Below are 23979 nucleotides of genomic sequence, written 5' to 3'. Positions count from 1 at the left end.
CTAACAGATTTGTCGTTGCTGACTAACCCAGAAGATAACTTCAGCGTCATCATGAAAGACGGCAAGGTATACAAAAATACCACAGAGCAATAATGCTTTAGGCGTTAAAGTTAAAATGGTATTGAGTTAGTTCAATGAACAATAAACCCAGCGAAAGCTGGGTTTATTTGTTTGGGGAGAAGCTTTAGGCAAATATTGGAGATTAACCGTGTAGCTGTTAACTACTCCTTTGCAGAATTAACGTATTGGTCAACAGTTAGATAGTAACTTTGGATATGCAGTTAGGAGAAATGTGAATCGACAGAGTAAAGTACTAGATTGTTAGTGGTTGTAACTAATGTCACTATATACAAGTAGTAAGGTGGCATTAGAGATTACAATTTAAAAGGGCAATAAAATATGGCCGTATATAATACTGCATCTGATTCAGCTAACACAGCTGTAAGAGCTTTTCTTACAAAAGTTGGCGAGTATTACCTTGGCCATTCTTTCAATACAGGCAGCGGCAAAGGAAAAGCTCTTTGGCTTTCGATTCGTGATATCGACTTCAACGGTTGCTGCGCCTATTGCGGAGAGAAAAACTCTAAACTTCAAATTGAGCATGTATTGATGTTCAATCGAACAGAATTTGGATTGCATCATCCCGGGAATATTATCCCATGCTGTAAAGAGTGCAATAAGCGTGAACGCTTAGAGGACAAGTCTTATTGTAACTGGGAACAGCATCTAATTAGAGTGTGTGAAATCCGTAGCGAAGCGACCGAATTCGAGCCAAGAAAACAGAAAATCATGGATAATTTTAGAAAACATGAATATCCAGACCTTAATATGAACGAGCAACATGCTATTCGAGTTATTGCCTGCAGCTTGTACGAGAATATAAAGACGGAGTCAGAGAAGTCCTTGGATTTGTATAAACAGCTAGATGAGGCATTTGTAAAGTGATACCTTGCAATCAGTTAATCAAGTAAGACTCCTTAAGTGGAAGCGCTTTCTTAATGGATTATATTGGGAGTATTTATTGAGTTATGGATATTAGTGTTAAAGGTATAGTTGACTACATCATTCAAAATAAAGAGCTTTTTCCTGAGTGGGGAGTTAGCCTGGTCATTTACCTGATTTTAGTTTTGGCTGTCATTATTATCCTCAAGAATATAGCCAAGTCTGTTCTGGACCCGGATCTAGTAAAAGCGGCGTTATTTATAGGTTCAAAAACAAAAGATGCCAGTAAGACTATCCTGAGAAGTGCAGCTGAAGCAATTGAATCTCCGATTAAGAGGCCTAGAGCTAACTTTTCTGTAACTGTGCTAAGTGTGGTTTACTGTTATGTGATGGCAGTCATTTTCCTATGTTTCTCTATTGGTTTGGCCTATATTTATTACGTTATCAGTGGCTTGCTCTGGTACCAATCTATACTGATTGCATCTCTTATTGTTATCTTTTTTTGGTTTGCTCTTTATTTTAGAGCACAGGGTGATAAAGAATTCATTACTGCAAAAGAACAATGGAGTCACCGTGCTGAATGGTAAAAATAATGAGCTTTACCTGGCATTATTTCTAAATTCGCTTTCTCCAATGAAATCGGTAAAATGCGCCAGTCAGATTATTGTTAGGTTTCGTGGTATATGAGTGCAATTGATTTATTCGCAGGGGCAGGTGGCTTTAGTTTAGCTGCTCATCAAGCTGGTCTTGATGTGTTAGCGGCTATAGAGCTAGATGCATCAGCGGCTCAAACATATCAAAAGAACATAATCGATAGATTGGGACAAAACACCAAATTAATTAATGGTGATATCCTAAAAATTGAGCCTGCTAAATTAAGAATGGAGTTAGAGTTAGAAGTTGGTGAGTTGGGACTCATTTTAGGTGGCCCCCCATGCCAAGGGTTTTCTAGCCATCGTATTAATGATGCCGGAGTAGACGACCCTCGAAATCAACTTTTATTGCGTTACTATGATTTTGTTGAAGAGTTTCAGCCTAAAGCTTTCTTAGTTGAAAACGTTGCAGGCCTATTTTGGAAAAAGCATGCTTCTTACTTAGAGAAGTTTAAACAGCTTGCACAAGATAACGGTTACATCATTCATTTTTGCGATACATTAAATGCTAAAGACTACGGTACACCACAAAACCGTAAGCGTGCATTTATTTTAGGTGTTCGCAGAGACGTAAAAAATGATGATTTAGTTTTCCCACCAGTACCGGGCTATTTTTCGCCTACCTCAAAAGAAGCTCTGCAAGGTTTACCTGTTTGGAAAACCGCTTCTACTGTATTTGAGCCTCTAACCCCCAAGTTAATCGAAGATTATATCGATAATCATTTTCGGCCGTACACAGAAATGTCGGATGAGGCCGCAAGAACATTACTACAGGGCTTGGAGTCCGGCACTCCAGTAGATGAAAAAGATCCTTGTAATGTGCATATGAAACCGAATGAAAAAATGCAGCGTCGCTTCAAGTCGACTCGTTTGAATGGAAGTAGAATGGATGCAGATCCAGAATTTGAATTAAAGTGTCATGCTAATGGCTACGTGGGGCACAAGGATGTTTACGGAAGGGTGATTATTCATACACCCTCTAATACGATGACAACAGGCTGCAATAACCCATCAAAAGGGCGATTCGTTCATCCTTGGAAAAATCACGGCTTCACGTTAAGACATGCTGCTCGTTTACAGACATTTCCAGATGACTATATTTTTACTGGTAGCACGACTCATCAAGCTAAGCAAATTGGTAACGCGGTACCCACTATTCTGGGTTATAAATTGATATCTGCGATTATTAATGGATTGAACTAGAAAAAGCCCCTAGAATGCTAGGTACTTTTTTTATTCGTAACCATTTGATATGAACCCTAAATCAACAAGAAAATCGGTTTCGTTTAAAGCTCAAGCCCGTACTGTTGATCACCTCGGTAAAGGGCAGATTGCAGATGCACCTACTGCGGTCAGTGAGCTTTGGAAGAACTCTTACGATGCCTATGCTAGAGATGTTGCACTGCACTTATTCGATGATGATATAAAGTGTGGTGCTATTATTGATAATGGTTGCGGTATGACATACGAGCAGTTAAGTAATAGCTGGCTTACTATTGGCACCTCATCAAAAACGAAAAAAAATATCCTACCAGAAGAAGACCGTTTTGGTTTAAAAGATAGATATACCCAAGGTGAAAAAGGTATTGGCCGGCTTTCTACCGCATTTTTAGCACCAGTAACACTTATCGTTACTAAAAAGGTTAATACGCAATACTCCGCAGCACTTATTGACTGGCGTTTATTTGAAAATACTTATCTTGGCTTACATGATATTAAAGTGCCAATGCAGCAGTTTGATAACCTAAGTGAATTACCTGAGATATGTTCTGGTCTACAGCAAGATATGCTGAATAACCTTGCCCTATCACCTAAAACTGAAGATGAAAAAATACTTCGTCGTATGTGGGAGCGTTTTAGTGAAGATGAGCAAGAGGCGTTCGATTTACGACATAACATCAAAGATGATGAAGTATTTATATCGACGGAGCAAAAAGTCAGGCTGCTAAGCGAAAGCTTTAATTTCAAACTTAATCACATTGATAGTTGGACCACCTTTTTAAGTAAAGTCGCAGATCTAGATGGATCGGAGCATGGCACAGCTCTTTTTCTTTTAGACCTCAATCGTGATTTAGCTTTACTGACTAATAGGGGGGACATGAATCGTGAGGCTGATGAATACAAAGCTATTAAACGTGATTTAGTCGATACATTACGCGCATTTGTTGACCCATTTAATCGTGAATCGGATGAGAGCAATGAATTCCACTACGAAATAATGGCATTTGATAGAGCTGGTTATTTATCTGGCGAACAAACTGAAATTCTCAATTATCAAGATGTATTTGGTTATTCTGAGTTCGAAACATTAGAACATAAAATTTCTGGCCAAGTTGATGAAAAAGGTTGGTTTAGAGGTCATGTGACAGCTTTTGGAAAGGAGTATCCTAATGTAGTAATTCCCTGCCGAACACCAGGCATGGATGCTTTGACGAAAACGGGTGCCTTTGATTTTAAATTGGGTACTTTTGAGCAAATGTTTAGTAAATCCACTCACGAACCAGAACATCATTCACATTTATTGGAACAAGCGGAAAAGTATTCTGGCTTTATGATTTTTCGTGATGGTTTACGTGTTCTTCCATATGGCCGTATTGATAACGATTTTTTTGATATAGAAGAAAACCGTTCAAAAAGCGCAGGCCGTTATTATTGGTCTTCTCGCCGGTCTTTTGGCCAAATTTTATTAGATCAAAAAAGTAACCAATTGCTAAAAGATAAAGCAGGCAGAGAAGGGTTTGTAAAAAATCAAGCTGCCCGAGAGCTAAAGTCCTTGGTAAAGGTACTTCTGCTGAAATTGGCTGACACTTATTTTGGTAGTCAGTCCGAAGAAAGGCAAGTCATGCTTGAGCAGTTATCTAAAGATAAACAAAAGCAACTTAAAGCTCGTAATTCATCTGCCCGACTCTCTAAAAAAGCCTTTACGAGTGCCCTGACTATTAATCTACCTAAATTAAATCTTCATGTAGAATCAGCACGAATAGTTCATAGAGAATTAGAGGAAAGCGTAGCTATATCTATCCATCATTTGGATGCTCTGGCTAAAGGTATTGATAAGTTAGAAGCGCTAAGGCCTGAACTAAAAGCACCCAATAAGCCCGCTAAAATGGATGAGTACCTTGAAGATCAATATCGTAGCTATCGTGATTTATTTGGTGAACTAAGTGAGCTGTTACAGACTTGTCGGGAACGGCTAAATAACCTAGAAGCACATAGCCAGCAACGTTCTCCCATGGAAAGTGCGCAGAATAAATATAACTCGATTGACTCAGCTCTGACTAAACTGGTGAGTGGGTATGCGAGTGATATTGATAAAACCCTAGAGCGTTTATTGAGTGTTTGGAAAAAATCAGCTCGCACGGATAAAGAAGCATTTGAGCTGCAAGCCTTACCGATACTTGATACTGTTACTGACACTAGTGATACAACCCTGGTGCTTAATTCATTAGATAGAATTTATCGTAATTTAGCAGATGATATTGCTACTAAGTACGAAGGGTTTCTACAAGCGATGGATAAGTTAGAGCAGGGTGTAGATCTTGAGTCAGCATTTACATTGGCGGAAGATGATCGTGTAAAAGCGGAACAAGAAATTACCCAAATGAGAAGCCTTGCACAGTTAGGTATAAGTTTTGAAATTTTGGCCCATGAACTTAGTGCACAAGATAAGGCTGTAACTCGGTCACTTAATTCTATGAGTATCAATGCAAAAACTGAGCTTGGTTTTAAAAATGCCATGAAAGCGCATAAACAGTTTACCGAATACCTCAGGTTTTTATCACCACTTAAGCTTTCTGGTTATCAAACCCGCGATGATATTACAGGGCAAGATATAGTCAAAAATGTAAGGCTATTCTTTCAAGAACAGTTCGAGCAACAAAACATTCACCTCGAGTTTAGTGATACCTTCATGCGTATGAAGGTTGTTGATGTAAAGTCACGGATTATCCCAGTGTTTATCAATTTACTAAACAATGCGCTGTATTGGGCAGCTTTAGCCGATCAAGAGCGTGAGATAAAGGTAGGTATCATTAATGACTTAGTTGTAATTGCTAATAATGGACCAGCAATTGACCCTGACGATATTGGCAATCTATTCCAGTTGTTTTATAGCCGCAGGCCAACAGGCAATGGTGTCGGTTTATACCTTTCAAAACAAAACCTTGCGATAGCTCGCCACAAAATTTGGTATGCTGAAAAGCCAGAAGAAAAGCTTATCCAAGGTGGTACTAATTTTGTAATTCAATTTCGCGGAATGGAAGTAAGATAATGCCAGAGTTGTATAGAAATAAAATTGTAAGTGCATTTCGCGATAATGCGATTAAATCAGTATTGTTAATTGATGACCATTATCTTCCATATGAAGGCATGGGAGACAGTTTCGTAAATTCAAATAAAGAACTCAGTCAGTTCACTCTTGAGGTGCCTGTAGATGCACCGAATGCAATTGAACAGTTTAGAGAAAAATTAGCTAGTATTCGTAACATTGTTGATAGATCTACCACTAAATTTATGTCTTCTAAAACTGCTGGGGAATTTGTTGATTTTTTTCATACTAAAAAACTTATTTGCGATGTTGAAAACCAAACGAACAATTTAGACAAGGATAAAATTCGTAAAAGTGATTTAATTGTTCTCGATTACCACTTGAAAGCTACAGGTGAACCGAATCCAGCTGAGCACTCTCTCAATTTAATATCTGATCTTAGTAGTAGCAAACATATGAATGTAGTGGTTGTTTTTACTGCAGAAGATTTAAATGATGTTTGGCGAGAAGTTGCAGCTACTTTGAGAGGAACTCATATAGGTAATGTTGATGAATTCTTAGAAAATGAGGCACTGCTGGCTCAATGGAATGACTTTAATGATGACTGGAAAAGGGAGTGGGTCCTGTTTTTTAACGCGAGTATTGAAGCCGAGTACTTAAAGTCTGAACTAGACATAGAAGCTATCGTTAAGTCATTTCAGGAAGAATGTGAGAACAATAATATAGAAAAAGCTAAAACTGAACATGTTAAATGGCTATTAGAAAATAGTGCTATTCAATTCAACAAAAATTTAAAACCTCTATCAAATGTTGATGTTCATGGTAAAAGGAATTTATGGATTCAAGCAGGTGATGTGTTTATTGTTCTTTGTGAGAAAGAGAGGAAAAGCGAAGGTGAAGATGAGCTTCGTGATACCACCCCTGATGAAGTTTGGGAACAGATAAAAATAGCACTTGAAGATTGGTACCCTAGTTTTTATCGAGTCGTTACATCTGAGTTTCAGAACCAAATAGAGGATGCTAATCTATCAATGGAGAAAGTTCTCTCAAAAGGTAATATTGCTCAAGTAGCAGAATTGTGGGGAATTTTGCGTTTACCTGTACCGGAAAAAAAGTTAGCGGCCCAAGAACTATTAAAGAGTTTGCTTGATGACATGCTTGGAAATTTATGTAGGAACTCGGGTGTATTAGAGGAAGTTATAAGTACTGCTAATTGTATTTCTGATGATATACTTGAATATGTTGACAGAAAAACAAGTGTTGAAGAGAATAAGGCATTTTTAAAAAATATCATTACCTTAGCTAATTATAATGTCACCCGAACTACAGAAGAACTAACCGAGCAACAACATTACGAAGTCGCGCATGCGTATAATGAACGACTATCTACTATACCCCACCATTTGCAATATTTTACTACTGGAAGTGTTTTAAAAGATGAAAATGGTTCATGGTATTTATGTGTCACGCCAAGTTGTAATACTATCCCCGGGCAAATGACAGATCGAGGAATTAGGGATCTTGCTCCACATAGACAGTTGACGTTAGCTAAATTAAAGAAAGAGCCTTCTATTATTACCGCTTTACAAACTGCACACCAATCGTCACATATTTTTATTACTGACACAAATGGTGAACAGTTAGCTTTTGGTGTAATCAATACAAATACGAAGCTACCAGATTTACAAAAAGTAATAGTAATGAATCATGATGAAAATTGCTTTGATAATGGCTGTAAACAAGTTACGTTCCACAAAACAAAAATACAACGAGACACCGGAATACCTGAAATAAAATCTAATACGCGTAATTTAACAGCAATAGCTCTTCTCCGGCCTGCTTATGCAGCAAGATATCAAAATATTCAAAGTCATTATGAAGGTCGAATAGGAGTCGATTTTGCCACATTAGATTTAAGTCTACCTGATATTATAGATCACTAGCTACTGTCATTATGGACATGGAAAACTGATTTAGCGAAATAAGTGTAATAAGTTGGGTCAGAGTAAACTTTATCACTTGGAGTTATTTCTTCACAAAAAAACCAGCAATTAGCTGGTTTTTTAGTTTCAGAACACAGAGAAAACGAATTACTCAACGTTTTGAATTTGCTCACGCATTTGCTCAATCAATACTTTAAGCTCTACCGCTGCGGCAGTGACTTCTGCGCTGATTGATTTAGACGCTAGGGTGTTAGATTCGCGGTTGAATTCTTGCATCATGAAGTCTAATCGGCGGCCTTGTGCGCCACCTTTTTTAAGGATTAAGCGCGTTTCAGCAACGTGTGCGTCAAGGCGATCCATTTCTTCTGCAACATCCATCTTTTGAGCAAGCAACACCATTTCTTGTTCCATACGCGCTGGATCAAGTTCGCCAGTGATTTCGGCTAAACGGTTGGTTAGCTTGTCACGTTGCCATTGCATAACTGCTGGCATGTGCTCACGCACTACTGCAACCTGCTCAACGATTTGGTCTAAGCGAGTTTGTAGCATGGTGTTAATGGCTTCACCTTCACGGCCACGGGCTTCGATGAATTGTGCTACTGCACCGTCGAATGCGCCGAGTAAATCTTTATTGATTTCGCCCATGTCTTGCTCTGCACCAGCCATAACACCAGGCCAGCGTAGAATATCAACTAGGTTCAGTTCGCCTTGGTTGGCTTCTTTTTTAAGCCACTCTGCTGCGTTTAATAACTGCTTAGCTAAATCTTGGTTTAGGCGCATTTCGCTGCTGCCAGATTCAGACAGTTCGTAACGTAAGTTGACCTCAACTTTACCGCGGTTTAAGCGTTTACGAAGGCGATCACGTAATACTGGCTCAAGGCTACGCATTTGCTCTGGTAAACGTAGGTAAGTTTCCAAGTAGCGTTGATTGACTGAGCGGATTTCCCAAGAGGCAGTGCCCCATTCGGCTTTATGCTCAATGCGAGCGTAGGCGGTCATACTTTGGATCATGTTTGAACCCTGAATAGTTAGCAGCAAGTGTGTGTTGTCGATTATAGTCTGCTGGCATTGAAGGTCAAAGCGAACAGGCATAAATTGACTGTAATTATCGAAACTTAAGGTGTTTTATACAGTCATAGCTGTGAACGGTTTAGCCACATTAGGTTAACCTTGTTGGTTAAATGCTGTAATCGGTGGGTTTTGCCATCGAATTCATTAGGTGAATTGTTTATAGTAGGCTCAATCACCGACTTAGACCTGTGGGTTTAAGGTGTTATCAAATTTTGGAGTAGGCAATTGGACCATTTTGTGTGGAATCTCGACCCTGTATTAATTTCGTTTATGGGTCTAAAAGTACATTGGTACGGGGCGTTATTTGCATTGGCGATTGCCAGTGGTTTTCAGGTAATGAAGCGCATGTACAAGCAAGAAGGCTTGGACGTTGAGTCGCTAGATAATTTACTGATGTATTGTGTGGTCGGGATTATTGTGGGCGCACGTTTAGCTCATTGCTTCTTTTATGACCCGAGTTACTACTTTGCCAATCCGATGAAGATTTTGGCGATTTGGGAAGGCGGTTTAGCCAGCCATGGCGGCGGATTAGGGGCGATTTTAGCGCTGTACTATTACAAGCGTAAAACCGATATGCCGTTTTTATTCTTACTGGATAGATTAGCGATTGCGACCGCGATATTTGGCTTCTTTGTGCGTATGGCTAACTTTGCTAACTCTGAGATTTTAGGTCTGCAGACCACTAAACCTTGGGGCATTATCTTTGAACGTGTGGATGCATTGCCACGCCACCCAGCGCAGTTGTACGAAGCGATTAGTTACTTAGTTATCTTTATCGCTCTATATGCAGTGTACAAGTTTACCAACTTGAAAGAGAAGCACGGCGTCATATTCGGCTTGTTCTTATGCAGTGTATTCAGTGCCCGCTGGGCGATTGAAATGGTGAAAGTGAAGCAAGCGGCTTATGCCACTGAGTGGACCATGAGTGCAGGGCAGTTACTGAGTATTCCGTTTTTAGTCGTGGGCGTTGCCTTACTGATTTTGCCATTTGTAAAAAAGCAGAAGTAAGGCTTTACGATAACGTTCTGCCAAAAGAGAACTGACAAAATAAAACAGGCCGTGACTTAATTAAGTCGCGGCCTTTTTTATGCTGATCCACCAAGTGATTTAATATCGACTTTTTTCCCTTGTTCAAGCTGCTTAATGGCGCTGACGATGGCGGCATTAACGGGCGTAGCAACCTGATGTTGTTGCCCAAGTTTGACCACGGCTTGGTTTAAATATTCTATTTCGGTTTTACGATTAGCTTGTATGTCTTCCCACATGGATGAGCGCGCCTCGGGGTCGATATCGAGCATTTGCTTGGCCAGTAAGGTAAACAGGAAGTCGGGCAGAGATAATATTAGCGGCAACCATTGCGGCTTAACTTTGGTGAATTGGGCTAAAGGTAAATGGGCTTTTTTACACACGCTTAGCCACTCTTTCATCGCGAGGCTTAATAGTTTGCGAGTCGGTGCTTGGCTAAGCTGCTGCTTAATGGGCACGTCAGTAATCGCATTTAGTGCGTTATTGAGGTTCAGCAGTAGTTTGCCATAAATGATTGGCGCCATATCATCGGCCAAGGTGCAGCTTAAACCGTTAGAATGCATTGCTTGTTTGATAACTTGCGTATGGGTCGTGTTGGCAAAAGTGAATTCGCCTTCGGTGCCTTTATGAAAGGTGGCATGTTCTTTTTGCAGCACGTTAAACGGCGTTATGCCTTGGATAAGCAGTCTTGGCTGCGCTGAGGAGTTAGCGAATGCTTGCTTAACCTCATCAAAACTGCCTAAGCCATTTTGCATTAATACTATGGTGCTTTGCTTGTGAGTTAGTTGCAGTAATTGCTCGGTTATATCACTTAGCTGGTGGCATTTTAAGGTGACAAAAATCAAATCGAATGTGGGTGTGTTGGCTTCAACTTCGGTAATAAGCGATGTAGGCATCACTCTTTGATGCAAGCCTTGGTAGCTGGTGAGGGTTATGCCTTGGTTGTAGGTAATGCTGCTTTTTATCCGCTCGCGACAAATTAAGCTGACATCGAGCTTTGCCATGAGTAGCTCACCCGCTAAGTAACATCCTGTTGAGCCTGCACCAAAGATGGCTATTTTCATCATTTTCCTTAAAGCATGAGTCACATTCCGCTTACAGTGTGCCGTTTTGTTAATAAAAATCCAATAAGGGTTTTGTTTGACGTGGCATCAAGGCTAACAAGTCACTATAATGCTGTTCAATTATGAGCGTTGATTGCTGGTTTATCTTTTATTGCTTTGATTGAGATATCAAATGAACGATAAATTTCAGCCAATTCAGGCTTAAAACCCAATTTAGTCACTGATTCCACACAATAGGAAATGCATATGCGTCCAAGCGACAGAACACCTGCACAATCTCGTCCAGTTACGATTACTCGTCAATTTACAGCTCATGCTGAAGGTTCGGTGTTGGTTGAATTTGGTGACACTAAAGTTTTATGTACGGCAAGCTTTGAAGAAGGCGTACCGCGTTTTCTTAAAGGCCAAGGCCAAGGTTGGGTAACTGCTGAATACGGTATGCTTCCTCGTTCGACTCACAGCCGTATGCAACGTGAAGCTGCCCGTGGCAAACAGTCTGGTCGTACTCAAGAAATTCAACGTTTAATCGGCCGTTCATTACGTGCTGCAGTAGACATGAAAGCCTTAGGCGAAAACACGATTGTTATCGATTGTGACGTTATCCAAGCAGATGGCGGTACTCGTACTGCTGCTATTACTGGTGCATGTGTTGCATTAGTAGACGCATTAAACTGGGCGCGCGGTAAAGGCATTTTAAAAACTAACCCACTTAAGTTCTTAATTGCTGCAGTGAGTGTTGGTATTTACAAAGGTGAGCCAATCTGCGATTTAGAATACATCGAAGATAGCGCTGCTGAGACAGACATGAACGTAGTCATGACTGAAACTGGCAAGATGATTGAAATCCAAGGCACTGCCGAAGGTGAGCCGTTCAGCCACGAAGAGTTATTAAGCTTACTTGAGCTTGCTAAGCACGGTATCCGCGAGATTGTCGATACTCAAAAAGCAGCATTAAGCTAAAACGTATTTGATTAAGGGGCTCTGTTAATAAGAGCCCCTTTTTTTAAGCTTTATTTAGGCTTAGTCGTCATTAGATAAAAAACAGATAACAGTGTTAAGGAGATAATGTGAAAGCATATCAACGTGAGTTTATTGAATTCGCTCTTGAGCGTCAGGTTTTACGCTTTGGTGAGTTCACCTTAAAATCAGGCCGTACTAGCCCTTACTTTTTCAATGCGGGTTTATTTAACACAGGTCGTGATTTAGCACGTTTAGGTCGTTTTTATGCTGCTGCATTAGTTGATTCAGGTATCGACTACGATTTAGTGTTTGGTCCTGCTTACAAAGGCATTCCAATTGCGACGACAACAGTAGTTGCTTTGTGTGATCATCACGATGTTGATGTGCCATATTGTTTTAACCGTAAAGAGAAAAAACAGCACGGCGAAGGCGGCTCATTAGTGGGTAGCGAGCTTGCGGGTAAAGTGATGTTAGTGGATGATGTGATCACAGCTGGTACTGCTATTCGTGAGTCGATGGAAATCATCGCAGCCCATGATGCAAGCTTAGCGGGTGTGTTAATCGCACTTGATAGACAAGAAAAAGGCAAAGGCGAGTTGTCAGCGATTCAAGAAGTTGAGCGCGACTTTGGCTGTGATATCGTGTCTATCGTTAAGTTATCTGATTTGATTAGCTACTTATCTGAAAAACCAGGTATGGAAAAAGAGCTAGCGTCAGTGAGTGCTTACCGCGAGCAATACGGTATTTAATCACTCTTTGCTAAAAGCTAAAAGCCAGACTTGATGTCTGGCTTTTTTGATTCTTGTTTCTCACTTTCTAAAAATCGCGTTCAAAAATATGCTTAATTTAATTCGCTTTAAAACTCAACCCTAGCATTTGGATTGATGTAAGAATTCGGCGCGAGTGGCTGGGTTAGATTTAAAAACGCCACCTAATGCTGTTGTCGTGGTGGAGCTGGTGGAGTCCATGACGCCGCGAGATTTAACGCAGTAATGCACCGCATCCATTTTTACTGCCACATCTTTAGTTTCAAGTAATGCTTGCAGAGCGACCAGCACTTGCTGTGTCAGTCTTTCTTGCACTTGAGGACGCTGAGCAAAGAAGCGCACAATGCGGTTAATCTTCGACAGACCAATAATCTTAGTGCGTGGCAAGTAAGCTACGGTCGCATAACCATCAATGGTCACTAAGTGATGCTCACAGGTGCTGGTTAAGCTGATATCTTGCACTCGCACCATTTCATCAACGCCCATCTTATTATCGATGACAGTGATTTTAGGGAAGTTTTGGTAATCAAGACCAGAGAAAATCTCATCAACATACATTTTGGCAATACGGCGAGGTGTATCCATTAAGCTGTCGTCTGATAAGTCTAACGCCATTAACGTCAGTACTTCTTTCATGTGATGCTCAATTTTCTCTTTACGTTCTTCTGGAGTACGAGTTTGCGGCAGCATTGGGGTTTCAAGCCCTTGCTCAGCTAGTGCTGCTTTAACTTTTATTGCGGCTTCACTTAATGCCATCTTATCCTCCAACCACTGGGGTAGCGTATTACTGAGTGTATGTTAAAAATCGCCTTGTTGCTGACGCAGCAAATTTACTTGTGCTTCATGCGGCGCAATCATAAGGGACGGGGATAATAGCGTGATTTGAGTCAAATTAATATTATTGAAATAAAAAAAGCCGACCTTTTTAGTCAAGTATTTGTTTTATGTTTAATTTGGCAGGTGTGGCGACGAATGAGATATTTGTTTTGAGCATAAAAAAGCACTCTGTTGAGTGCTTTAAATTATTGCGGTTTAGTTCAGATATTTACTAGCTTCGCAGTAATTGCTGCTGTACAAATTGCCATTGCTCATCAAAATGCTCAGTAGGCTTTTGCTTAAACTCACTACGAACAAATTGGGCTATTCTGCCTTCTGCGATGGCGAGTAATAGGTTGGCTAAGATAGCTTCATCTAAGCTAAAACCATGGCCTTCACGTAAGGTCTTTTCACGCAATATTTGCTTTATTTGAGTTTCAATTTTAGCGAACAGTCCGCTGATGCGGCTACGTAAACGCTCATTTTCACCTAATAACGCATCGCCATTTAATACGCGCGATATGCCTGGGTTACGTTCAGAAAAGACCAATAGTAACTGCAATACCAGTTCACAGCGTTTCATGGTGTCTTTTTCTTCATCCATGATGATGTTTAATCTAGATAAAATCGCATCTTCGATGAATTCGATTAAGCCTTCGAACATTCTTGCTTTACTTGGGAAGTGACGATAAAGCGCCGCTTCAGAAACACCAACTTCCGCTGCCAATTTAGCAGTGGTGATACGTTGGCCAGGGCTGGTTTCCAGCATGTGCGCAAGGCATTGTAAAATATGCTCACGACGATTTATTTTGGGGCTAGCCGCCATTTGTTATTCCTAGGCTTGTGACTACTTGTAAAGGTTATTTGGTACCTGAGTGACCAAATCCGCCTTCACCACGATCTGAGGTATCAAACTCATCGACTAAGGTAAATTGTGCTTGTACAACAGGGACAAATACCAGCTGAGCTAATCTGTCACCGATTTCTAATGTGAATGGTTTATCACTGCGATTCCAACAAGACACCATTAACGGTCCTTGATAGTCAGAATCAATCAATCCAACTAAGTTACCTAATACAATACCGTGCTTATGGCCTAAGCCTGAACGCGGCAAAATCACGGCTGCAAGACTTGGGTCAGCAACGTGCACTGCAATCCCTGTAGGGATTAATACAGTTTTACCTGGCTCAATGACCATAGTGGTGTCGATCATTGCGCGAAGGTCCATTCCTGCACTGCCTGGTGTGGCATAGCTTGGTAATGGGAACTCAGCGCCAATGCGAGAGTCGAGTAACTTCAGTTCTACAGGTGTTTTCATGATGTTTTTATTTTGGTCGCTATTAGAGTAAGTAATTGTTTTGCAAGCGTCAGTTTATCGGTTGCAGGCAGTTGTTGACTACCATCTTGCCAAAAAACATGTAATGCGTTGGCATCGGCATTAAAACCAAGGCCGGCAATTGATACGTCGTTAGCGGCAATTAAGTCCAACTTTTTACGTTCAAGCTTACCGCGAGCATATTCTTCTACGTTATCGGTCTCAGCGGCAAAACCTACAGTAAAAGGTCGTTTAGTCAGGGCAGAAACGCTGGCTAAGATATCAGGGTTACGTACAAGCGCAAGCTGCATATTTTCAGACGACTTTTTAATTTTTGATTCTGCCACTTCGGCAATTCGATAATCCGCAACAGCGGCGCAGCCAATGAAGATATCTTGGTTATCGACATTATCCATTACCGCATTCAGCATGTCTTGTGCTGATTCCACATCAACTCTGTTTACGCCTAGTGGCGTCGCTAAATTAACAGGGCCAGTGACTAAGGTGACTTCGGCGCCCATTTGGGTTGCCGCCGCCGCTAATGCAAAGCCCATTTTGCCTGAGCTATGGTTTGAGATATAACGCACAGGATCAATTGCTTCGCGCGTTGGGCCTGCAGTTAACAGCAGTTTTTGGCCTGTTAACGGTTTAGGACCAAAGAATTGCACCAGCTGCTCAGCAATGACTAATGGCTCCTGCATGCGACCTGGGCCAACTTCACCACAGGCTTGGTCGCCACTTGCAGGCCCCCATACCGTGATGCCTTTACGGGCAACATTGGCGAGGTTTTCTTGGGTAGCTTGATTACGGTACATCTGCTGGTTCATGGCAGGGCAAATAATCACAGGCGCTTCAGTGGCTAAACAGGTAGTGGTTAATAGCTCATCTGCCATGCCTGCATTAATGCGTGCAATAAGGTTGGCGGTGGCAGGTGCCACGATAACCACATCAGCCCATCTGGCAAGCTCGATGTGTCCCATTGCAGCTTCTGCTGCTGGATCAAGTAAATCGGAGGCTACAGGGTGGCCTGACAAGGCTTGAATGGTCAGGGGAGTAATAAACTCCATGGCGCTTTGGCTCATGACCACGCGGACATCTGCGCCGCGCTCTTTAAGACGACGAATTAAATCAGCGCTTTTATACGCTGCAATACCGCCACCAATTCCTAAAAGGACTTTTTTATTTGTCAGCATGTTTGGCTCAATCCTGCTATTCGCTTTATTGCCGCTACGATATCACAATCCACTTAAATGGTGATGATCCGAAATTAAAAATTTAGACCATACTCTGTAGTTGCAAATGGCCATATCAGGTCACAAGGATGTATGAATTACCAATATATAGGCAATAAACAAGGGAGTGTTTATGGCAATTAAGGACTGGCCTGACGGCGAAGGACCAAGAGATAAATTATTAAAGCATGGCGCTGGGCATTTATCTGATGCAGAACTCTTGGCGGTTTTATTACGCAATGGATTAGCAGGGCACAATGCGGTTGATTTAGCCCGTGGGATGATTAGCCAATTGGCGGATTAAGACCATTATTTGCAGCGCCCAAGTCTCAGGTGTGCCAATTGGCAGGAGTGGGGCCGGTAAAATATGCCCAATTACAGGCTGCATCGGAGATTTCTAAGCGAATTTTCGAAGAAAATATGCATCGAGGACAAATTTTAATAAATCCTGATTTAACTCGAGACTATTTAATGAGACAATTAGCAGACCGATCCTATGAAGTGTTCGCATTATTATTGTTGGATAGCCAACATAGAGTGATTCAGTTTGTAGAATTATTCCGCGGAACGATTAATTCGGCATCAGTTTATCCACGTGAAGTGGTGACCCTAGTGCTGGAGAAAAAGGCTGCGGCAGTCATAGTGTGTCACAATCACCCGTCTGGCATTGCAGAGCCAAGTCAGGCAGATCGGCAAATTACTGACAGATTAAAAAAAGCCCTCTCAACTATCGATGTTTCCCTTTTGGATCATATGGTTGTAGGCGATCAAGAGATAGTTTCCTTCGCAGAGCGCGGATGGTTATTATAAACAATACTTGATCTTAGTTTTGTTATCGTGTATAAAATGCGCCCTCTTTGTGCCTCGGGCGACGGCCACACGAGGCACATAAATGCTCGAGCGTTTTAAAATTGTTTTTGGAGAAGATTGACATGTCAAGAGTATGCCAAGTTACTGGCAAGAAGCCTATGGTTGGTAACAACCGTTCGCACGCTAAAAATTCGACTCGTCGTCGTTTTTTACCTAACCTACAAAACCACCGTTTTTGGTTAGAAGAAGAAAAACGCTTCGTGCAACTACGTGTATCTACTAAAGGTATCCGTATCATCGACAAAAAAGGTATTGAAGTTGTAGTTAAAGAACTTCGTGCCCGCGGCGAGAAGGTATAATAGAAAATGGCTAAATCTAAAGGTAATCGTGAGAAGATCAAATTAGTATCTAGTGCTAAAACTGGTCACTTCTACACTACTGAAAAAAATAAGCGTAACATGCCTGAAAAAATGGAAATCAAGAAATTTGATCCAGTTATTCGTCAGCACGTTATGTACAAAGAAGCTAAAATCAAGTAATTGATTTTGTTCTTTTGAAAAGCCCCTTAATTGGGGCTTTTTTTGGCTTTTTTTAGGATTTCTTTAATGGCTTGGTTCAGTTAAAACCCTCCAGTATTCACCTATTCTCTCTATTTCTTCGATTTATCAGAAGTTTACTCACGATCACTGAAACCCACTTTCAAATCTAGCAAGATATCTTTACAGCGTTGCGCTGAGTAAAACGGGTTCTCGTCGTCATTCTGTCATCTTGCGCCTCTAGGCTGCCGATTTGTAAGTCATTAATGCTATAAAAGGACTTAAAGCAGCTACTTTTCTGTTTATGTGTCTAAATATATGCAAAGAGGGTCGCTTTATACATTTGTCACGGGTTTAGTATTTACGCATTGATAATGCGATGCGTGTGCATGAGCTTGCTTATATAACTGGTTAACAGTTAGTCAGATTTAATAAATATTCACCAGTTAAAGAACAAAAAGTCATTATCAATGCAATATAATGCTTTTAAAGTGAATTTAAATGCAATAATATTGATTAATTATATTTATTGGTGGTTTGCCAATATAACCGATTAGTTTACTTGTTAGGGGTTAATGTGCCTTTAAGAACCACAGAGCTTGTTGATGGTTTTCGTCATTCAGCGCCGTATGTCAATGTACATAGGGGTAAGACCTTCGTTGTCATGTTGGGCGGCGAAGCATTATTGCATAATCAGTTTCGCGGCATTTTAAATGATGTTGCCTTGTTGCATTCGCTTGGTATCAAAGTGGTGCTGGTATATGGCGCGAGGCCGCAGATTGATGCTGCACTTCATGACGCAAACATTGAACCTAGTTATCACAACGGCGTGCGTATTACTGATGAAGACTCGCTAAAGGTGATTAAACAAGTCGCGGGTGCTGTCCAGTTTGATATTACCGCACGCTTGTCGATGAGCCTTGGCAATACACCGATGCAAAATGCTCAAATCAACTTAGTCAGCGGCAACTTTGTCATCGCACAGCCGCTTGGTATTGATGATGGTGTAGATTTTTGTCTCACGGGTAAAGTGCGTCGTATTGATACTCAAGGTCTTGAACGTCAGTTAAACAACAACTGTATTGTGTTGATGGGGCCTATGGCTGTCTCAGTGACTGGTGAGTGCTTTAACTTAACGGCTGAAGAAGTTGCCACCAAGGTTGCTATAAAACTGAAAGCAGACAAGATTATTGGCTTCAGTAGTACCCACGGTATTTTAGATCAAGCGGGTGAAGTGATTGCTGAGCTTATGCCGAATGATGCGCAAACCATTTGGGATGAAATGAACCAAGCTGACCAACCTTGTGTTGGGACGATGGCATTTTTAAAAGCCAGTATCGATGCTTGCCGAAATGGAGTACCTCGTTGTCACTTAGTGAGTTATTTAGAAGATGGCACCTTGCTTCAAGAACTATTCTCCCGTGAAGGTATTGGTACTCAAATCGTTACCGAAAGCGCCGAACGTTTAAGACGCGCAAATATTGGTGATATTGGTGGGGTGCTAGATTTAATCCGCCCACTAGAGGAGCAAGGTATTTTAGTACGTCGCTCGCGTGAACAGCTTGAAATGGAAATTGAGCAATTCATGCTGATTGAACGCGATAGCTTAGTGATTGGTTGTGCCGCGTTGTATCCGTTTGAAGAAGATAACGCCGGTGAGTTTGCTTGTTTAGTGGTACACCCTGATTATCGCGATGCGGATCGTGGCAGTGTGCTGCTCAATAACATTATTGGTCAGGCTCGAGTGCGTGGGTATTCTCGCTTATTTGCGTTAACCACACGTAGCATTCATTGGTTCTTAGAGCATGGCTTTAATATCGTTGAAGTGGATGCGCTGCCGAATGTGAAAAAGCAGCTTTATAATTTCCAACGTAAATCTAAAATTCTTGCATTAGATTTATAGCCCTAAAAATTTAGCGTAATAAAATGCCACTTCATGGTCATACATGGGTGGCATTTTTGTTATGCTCGACAAATCTATCAGCTCGCTATTAGCACTTATAAGCCTTTGGAAAAATAATGAATATTGAACTTGCAGGACTCTCTAGTAATGCCATGGCGAATTTTATTGGCTTGTTAATTGGCTTAGTGCTGTTAACGATACTGCTGAAAGTGAAAAAATTACCAAGTGCGGCGTTTTATTCAAGCTTAGGGATCATTATTGCGGTATTCGCTTTGTTTTCGCTGACCATGTATCAATCGAGCCAATCAAGGGTATCTATGAGTCAGTCGGGCGCTGTTGAGGTGAATATTCCATTATATGGTCAACACTTTGAGGCTGGTGAGGTCGATTGGCAGCAAGCTAAGGTGATAAACCTATCACAGACGCCTCAATACACGCCTAGCAGACGAACTAATGGATTGGGCCTAACAGGATACTCTTTAGGTTGGTTTACGCTTAAAAATGGCGACAAAGCCTTAGTGTCGGTCACAACGAATGAAGCGGTATTGCTTGTGCCAACAGAGAAAGGTTATACATTGCTGTTATCGCTGGAAAACCCGCAAGCAACAATGAGTAAAATTGCCGCTTTGCAGGAATAATCGACTTGGATTAGGAGTTTATGTTTGCTTGATGCGGCGTCTGCGTTGCAGCGCCATATCTGCGGTAAAAATAACGAGCGCACTCCAAATAAAGCCAAAGGTAATGCCTTTTTCAATATCGAAGGGTTCGTTATATAAAAATATCGCCAGTATGAACATGATACTTGGGCCAATATATTGGAAAAAACCTAGCATCGACAACGGAATACGCATTGCCGCTCCCGCAAAACATAATAGCGGCACTGTAGTAACAATACCTGCTGCAATAAGGGTTAAGTTCATCGTCATATCGTTGGTGAAGATGTTTGCTGTTGCGGTATCTAATGTCAGCATTAAGTAACCTAACGCCACTGGTAATAAAATCGCGGTTTCAACCAATAGACCCGTTTTTGCATCAATGTTGACCTTCTTGCGCAATAAACCGTAAAAACCAAAAGAGCAGGCTAAAGCCAGCGACACCAGCGGGATTGAACCAAACGAGATAAGCTGAACTAACACCCCGATACTGGCAAGTGCCACTGCCACCCACTGCAGTTTCCGCAAGCGCTCAGATAGAAACACCATCCCCAGTAACACATTGAATAATGGGTTAATAAAATAACCTAAACTGGCATCTAACATATGGTCGTTATTAATCGCCCAAATGAAAATAAGCCAGTTAACGGCAATCAGCACAGAGGTAACCGTTAACACTAACAGTTGTTTGGGCTTTTTCAGCACCACTTTTAGGCGAGAAAATCCACCTATAAACTGCATTAAAATAATGATAAAGAAAAATGACCACAGCACACGGTGAGCCAAGGTTTCAAACGCCGAGACATCGCTGAGTAATTTAAAATAAAGAGGCGCAATTCCCCAAAGGAAATAGGCACAAATGGCAAGGGCGATGCCTTTACGGTGTTCAAGATCTTGCATGGGAACCAACTGCACAGCAATAAAGAAAGGGCGATTGTAGGTTGCTGGTGATGATCACTCAAGTTATTAGCGTAATCATTTGTTTCATTCTGTTTAACTGATAAGGATTTATCAGGTAAGGGTTTCAAAGGCATCTGATGAACTAGTGCAATTTATCCTAGTTCATCATATGAGCTCATATTAGCCGACCATGTAAGTACCAGTACCAAAGGCTAGGTGGGTTCCTTCTTCATTATGCAACTCCATCCGACAAACTGACACACGATTGCCTGAGCGAATAACACAACCTGTGCCAGTAAACACTTCACCACGGCCTGGGCGTAAAAAGTCTACACGCATGTCGATAGTGCCTAAGGTGGTTAAGCGTTTTTCTAATTGTTCGATGGTCCAATCTTCACGACTTGAGACTAATCCTGAAAATGCGGTTAAACCTCCAACCACATCCAATAAAGTAGCCGTTACGCCGCCATGAAGAATGTTTTGGTGAATATTACCGATAAGCTCGGGTTTCATGCGAATGACAACTTCCACGCCTTCAGTATCATAGCGTTTAATTTCTAATCCCAATAGATTATGAAATGGAACATGTTTATCAAATATTTCAGCCACTTGCTTTAGCGCGTTTAATTGAATTTCTGTTGTCATGAATGGCCTTTTTATTGTTATTAAATATTGAGAAGCATGCTTTCTACCTGCTAGAGCATTTAATCTAACTTAATTAGCTTTATAAAATCAACGCTGCATATTTGAGCAGTTAAAGATGGCTTAATGACATTGGGTCGAGACATATGGGTGGCAGTGCTTTAAAATGACGCTTCTTATCTTCAGCCCAAAAGATGGACAGTCCTATTTCCAGTTCAAGCTCAAGCCAAGCGATAGATCAAATCGACATTGCACCCGCCGATTCTCTGAATGAGTCGCAGGATGTGCTTGGGCATCAGTTACAGCAAATTTTTGGTTACCGTGACTTTCGTGAAGGCCAGCGGGAGATCATTGAGCAGACGCTGAATGGGCAAGATACCTTAGTGATTATGCCTACAGGTGGCGGCAAGAGTATGTGCTACCAACTGCCTGCGTTAATTTTACCAGGGCTAACCGTGGTGGTATCACCGCTGATTTCGTTAATGAAAGATCAGGTCGATAGCTTGACTCAATCTGGTGTCGCAGCGGCTTATTTAAATTCATCATTACCCCGTGACGAGACAGTATCGATTTTGCGCCGACTGCATCAAGGCGAGATTAAACTACTTTATGTTTCACCTGAGCGATTACTAAGACCTGATTTTATTGAGCGATTGCAAGAGCTTCATGTGTCGTTGTTTGCCATTGATGAAGCGCACTGCATCAGTCAGTGGGGGCATGACTTTAGGCCTGAATATGCAGCGCTTGGTCAATTGAAAGAAATATTCCCTTATATTCCGCTAATGGCGCTAACGGCAACGGCCGATCAGGCTACGCGAGATAGTATTTGCCAGCGTTTGCGTATTAATCCATTTTGCTTATTATCCAGCTTTGATCGACCTAATATTCGCTATACCGTGGTAGAAAAACTCAATGCTGCGAATCAATTAAAGCAGTTTTTACAACTTCAAAAAGGCAGTAATGGCATTATTTACTGCAGTAGTCGCCGCCGGGTTGATGAGGTGGCTGATCGCCTGAAGCTACAAGGTTTCAGTGCTGCGGCGTATCATGCAGGTATGACCCAAGAAGAACGTATTGATATTCAGGATAAGTTTTTAAAAGACAAAATCGATATTGTGGTGGCGACGGTTGCTTTTGGTATGGGGATTAACAAGTCCAATGTACGCTTTGTGGTGCATTACGATATTCCTAAAAGTGTCGAGTCTTATTATCAAGAAACGGGTCGTGCCGGTCGTGATGGGTTAGATGCTGAAGCTTACATGTTGTTTGACCCTGCTGATATCGGTCGTGTGAAGCACTTAATTGAGCAGTCAGAACCTGGGCCGCAACAAGATGTAGAGTTTCACAAAATGAATACCATGGCAGCTTTTGCAGAAGCGCAAACTTGCCGCCGCCAAGTATTACTACATTATTTTGACGAAAGCGCTGATAAGCCATGCGGTAACTGCGATGTGTGTATTGACCCACCTAAAAAGTATGATGGCACTGAAGATGCTAAAAAGGTGCTTTCTTGCATCTTTAGGCTTAAACAATATTTTGGTGTGAATCAGGTCATTGACGTATTACGTGGCTCAAAAGCCGCTAACGTGATGGATCGTGGCCATAATAAGTTATCCACTTGGGGCATTGGCAAAGATCAGAGTCATGAGTATTGGTTATCGGTCACTCGTCAGCTGATCCATTTAGGTTTAGCAAGCCAAGACATAACCCGTGGCTCGTCAGTTAAGTTAAATGAATCCGCCAGACCAGTTTTACGTGGTGAGGTTAAGCTAAAACTTGCAGAACCTCGAATTCAGTTAGTGACCACCAAGCGCCGCACCAGTTCATCTCGTGCGCCGCAGCAATATGACCGCAAACTGTTTGCTCGCCTTAAACTACTGCGCCGTGAGTTGGCTGAAGAACACGACGTACCTCCGTATTTGGTATTCAATGATGCAACCTTAGCCGAAATGTCAGCCATGGTACCGACTAGTGCGGGTGAGATGTTGGCAGTGAATGGTGTTGGTGAGCGTAAGTTGAGTCGCTTTGGTAATGCATTTTTAGATGAAATCAGCCAATACTTGATTGAAAACTAAATTGCTCTAGCTGTTGTAAATCAATGTCATCACAGCTCTTGTTGCCAAGAATCTAATGGGAGTAACTAACCTGAGCTCGGGATAACAACTTGCTTTCTAGAGGTTATTTTTACTGATAACGGCGTTAAATTTGTGTGCAATAGGCCAGCTATTGACGCACAAATTTGCCTTGTTCTAAGCAAAAATATCTCTCTAGAATAAGATTGAAAGCAAACATATAGTAATTCAACAGTTTAACTAACTTCTTATCCCGAGTTCAGGTTAACTAAGTTCAGTATTCACTGAGTGCTATGTCTCTAATTTCGAACAATCATCATTTCTAAATAATTCCTCTCTTTCGTTTGCAGATACTGCAATCACATTAAGCTTATTTCATATTTGATATAACAATTTTTGTTTAGTC

The 23979-nt window shown here is 41.4% G+C and carries 21 protein-coding genes and 1 pseudogene; 14 read left to right on the top strand and 8 right to left on the bottom strand.

The genetic code is table 11. The features are described 5' to 3' along the window. Positions 1 to 399 precede the first annotated feature (399 nt). The 5 genes from AC0L4E_RS17130 to AC0L4E_RS17110 all read left to right on the top strand — a co-directional run bounded on the left by AC0L4E_RS17130 (position 400) and on the right by AC0L4E_RS17110 (position 7805). Positions 400 to 945: an HNH endonuclease gene (locus tag AC0L4E_RS17130; RefSeq protein WP_473680444.1), complete on the top strand. Its 546-nt coding sequence runs from the start codon at positions 400 to 402 to the stop codon at positions 943 to 945. An 83-nt stretch (positions 946 to 1028) separates the two neighbouring features. Next, entirely contained in the window at positions 1029 to 1529 is a 501-nt protein-coding gene (locus tag AC0L4E_RS17125; protein ID WP_473680442.1) for a hypothetical protein, read from the top strand. A gap of 96 nt (positions 1530 to 1625) precedes the next feature. Continuing rightward, positions 1626 to 2798, top strand: a complete 1173-nt coding sequence (locus AC0L4E_RS17120) for a DNA cytosine methyltransferase (protein WP_473680440.1) — start codon at positions 1626 to 1628, stop codon at positions 2796 to 2798. Between the two features lie 49 nt (positions 2799 to 2847). Then, complete coding sequence (locus AC0L4E_RS17115) at positions 2848 to 5865, top strand: ATP-binding protein (RefSeq protein ID WP_473680438.1); 3018 nt, start codon at positions 2848 to 2850, stop codon at positions 5863 to 5865. Continuing rightward, positions 5865 to 7805, top strand: coding sequence for a response regulator receiver domain (locus tag AC0L4E_RS17110; protein WP_473680436.1), 1941 nt, complete (start codon positions 5865 to 5867; stop codon positions 7803 to 7805). Before AC0L4E_RS17115 ends, AC0L4E_RS17110 begins: the two co-directional genes overlap by 1 nt. A gap of 147 nt (positions 7806 to 7952) precedes the next feature. Here AC0L4E_RS17110 and AC0L4E_RS17105 read toward each other — a convergent pair whose 3' ends face one another. Then, positions 7953 to 8816 carry a YicC/YloC family endoribonuclease gene (locus AC0L4E_RS17105; RefSeq protein WP_473680434.1) on the bottom strand — a complete coding sequence of 288 codons (864 nt, stop codon included), beginning with the start codon at positions 8814 to 8816 and terminating at the stop codon, positions 7953 to 7955. A gap of 285 nt (positions 8817 to 9101) precedes the next feature. On the opposite strand from AC0L4E_RS17105, the gene lgt reads away from it, so the two are divergent. Continuing rightward, entirely contained in the window at positions 9102 to 9884 is a 783-nt protein-coding gene (gene lgt, locus AC0L4E_RS17100) for a prolipoprotein diacylglyceryl transferase (RefSeq protein ID WP_473680432.1), read from the top strand. 77 nt (positions 9885 to 9961) lie between these two features. On the opposite strand, the gene AC0L4E_RS17095 is transcribed toward lgt, so the two are convergent. Next, the gene (locus AC0L4E_RS17095) at positions 9962 to 10966 is read right to left on the bottom strand and encodes a 2-dehydropantoate 2-reductase (protein WP_473680430.1); all 1005 of its coding nucleotides are present in this window, start codon (positions 10964 to 10966) and stop codon (positions 9962 to 9964) included. Between the two features lie 246 nt (positions 10967 to 11212). Here AC0L4E_RS17095 and rph point away from each other — a divergent pair, with 246 nt between their 5' ends. After that, positions 11213 to 11926: a ribonuclease PH gene (gene rph, locus AC0L4E_RS17090; protein WP_055025233.1), complete on the top strand. Its 714-nt coding sequence runs from the start codon at positions 11213 to 11215 to the stop codon at positions 11924 to 11926. Between the two features lie 107 nt (positions 11927 to 12033). Further along, positions 12034 to 12675 (top strand): orotate phosphoribosyltransferase, encoded by a 642-nt coding sequence (pyrE, locus tag AC0L4E_RS17085; RefSeq protein WP_248983747.1) that lies wholly within the window; start codon positions 12034 to 12036, stop codon positions 12673 to 12675. Between the two features lie 120 nt (positions 12676 to 12795). On the opposite strand, the gene folE is transcribed toward pyrE, so the two are convergent. From folE to coaBC, 4 genes are all read right to left on the bottom strand, one after another. Beyond that, positions 12796 to 13449, bottom strand: a complete 654-nt coding sequence (gene folE, locus AC0L4E_RS17080) for a GTP cyclohydrolase I FolE (protein WP_473680427.1) — start codon at positions 13447 to 13449, stop codon at positions 12796 to 12798. 292 nt (positions 13450 to 13741) lie between these two features. Continuing rightward, the gene (gene slmA / locus AC0L4E_RS17075) at positions 13742 to 14335 is read right to left on the bottom strand and encodes a nucleoid occlusion factor SlmA (RefSeq protein WP_153914492.1); all 594 of its coding nucleotides are present in this window, start codon (positions 14333 to 14335) and stop codon (positions 13742 to 13744) included. A 34-nt stretch (positions 14336 to 14369) separates the two neighbouring features. Continuing rightward, a complete protein-coding gene (dut, locus tag AC0L4E_RS17070; RefSeq protein ID WP_220753643.1) occupies positions 14370 to 14828 on the bottom strand; it encodes a dUTP diphosphatase in 459 nt (152 codons plus the stop codon). Further along, entirely contained in the window at positions 14825 to 16018 is a 1194-nt protein-coding gene (coaBC, locus tag AC0L4E_RS17065) for a bifunctional phosphopantothenoylcysteine decarboxylase/phosphopantothenate--cysteine ligase CoaBC (protein WP_473680424.1), read from the bottom strand. The genes dut and coaBC overlap by 4 nt, the downstream gene beginning before the upstream one ends. A gap of 172 nt (positions 16019 to 16190) precedes the next feature. On the opposite strand from coaBC, the pseudogene radC reads away from it, so the two are divergent. The 5 genes and pseudogenes from radC to AC0L4E_RS17040 all read left to right on the top strand — a co-directional run bounded on the left by radC (position 16191) and on the right by AC0L4E_RS17040 (position 19944). Continuing rightward, a pseudogene (gene radC, locus AC0L4E_RS17060) lies at positions 16191 to 16867 on the top strand (RadC family protein). Positions 16868 to 16989: 122 nt separating this feature from the next. Then, complete coding sequence (gene rpmB / locus AC0L4E_RS17055; RefSeq protein ID WP_055025225.1) at positions 16990 to 17226, top strand: 50S ribosomal protein L28; 237 nt, start codon at positions 16990 to 16992, stop codon at positions 17224 to 17226. Positions 17227 to 17232: 6 nt separating this feature from the next. Then, complete coding sequence (gene rpmG, locus AC0L4E_RS17050) at positions 17233 to 17406, top strand: 50S ribosomal protein L33 (RefSeq protein WP_011494790.1); 174 nt, start codon at positions 17233 to 17235, stop codon at positions 17404 to 17406. A 574-nt stretch (positions 17407 to 17980) separates the two neighbouring features. After that, a complete protein-coding gene (gene argA / locus AC0L4E_RS17045) occupies positions 17981 to 19306 on the top strand; it encodes an amino-acid N-acetyltransferase (RefSeq protein WP_473680420.1) in 1326 nt (441 codons plus the stop codon). Between the two features lie 116 nt (positions 19307 to 19422). Next, positions 19423 to 19944, top strand: coding sequence for a PH domain-containing protein (locus AC0L4E_RS17040; RefSeq protein ID WP_473680418.1), 522 nt, complete (start codon positions 19423 to 19425; stop codon positions 19942 to 19944). Between the two features lie 18 nt (positions 19945 to 19962). Here the strand turns inward: AC0L4E_RS17040 and rarD are convergent, their stop codons facing one another. Continuing rightward, positions 19963 to 20859, bottom strand: coding sequence for an EamA family transporter RarD (gene rarD / locus AC0L4E_RS17035; RefSeq protein ID WP_473680416.1), 897 nt, complete (start codon positions 20857 to 20859; stop codon positions 19963 to 19965). 180 nt (positions 20860 to 21039) lie between these two features. After that, positions 21040 to 21504 (bottom strand): thioesterase family protein, encoded by a 465-nt coding sequence (locus AC0L4E_RS17030; RefSeq protein ID WP_473680414.1) that lies wholly within the window; start codon positions 21502 to 21504, stop codon positions 21040 to 21042. Positions 21505 to 21695: 191 nt separating this feature from the next. Between AC0L4E_RS17030 and recQ the strand changes: the two genes are divergently transcribed. After that, positions 21696 to 23576, top strand: a complete 1881-nt coding sequence (gene recQ / locus AC0L4E_RS17025; RefSeq protein WP_473680413.1) for a DNA helicase RecQ — start codon at positions 21696 to 21698, stop codon at positions 23574 to 23576. The last annotated feature ends 403 nt before the right edge of the window (positions 23577 to 23979 follow it).

This window comes from Shewanella sp. GJ50-10 (assembly GCF_055808815.1).
Note: the sequence above shows the minus strand (reverse complement) of the source record. Positions and strands in the feature narration are given on the sequence as shown.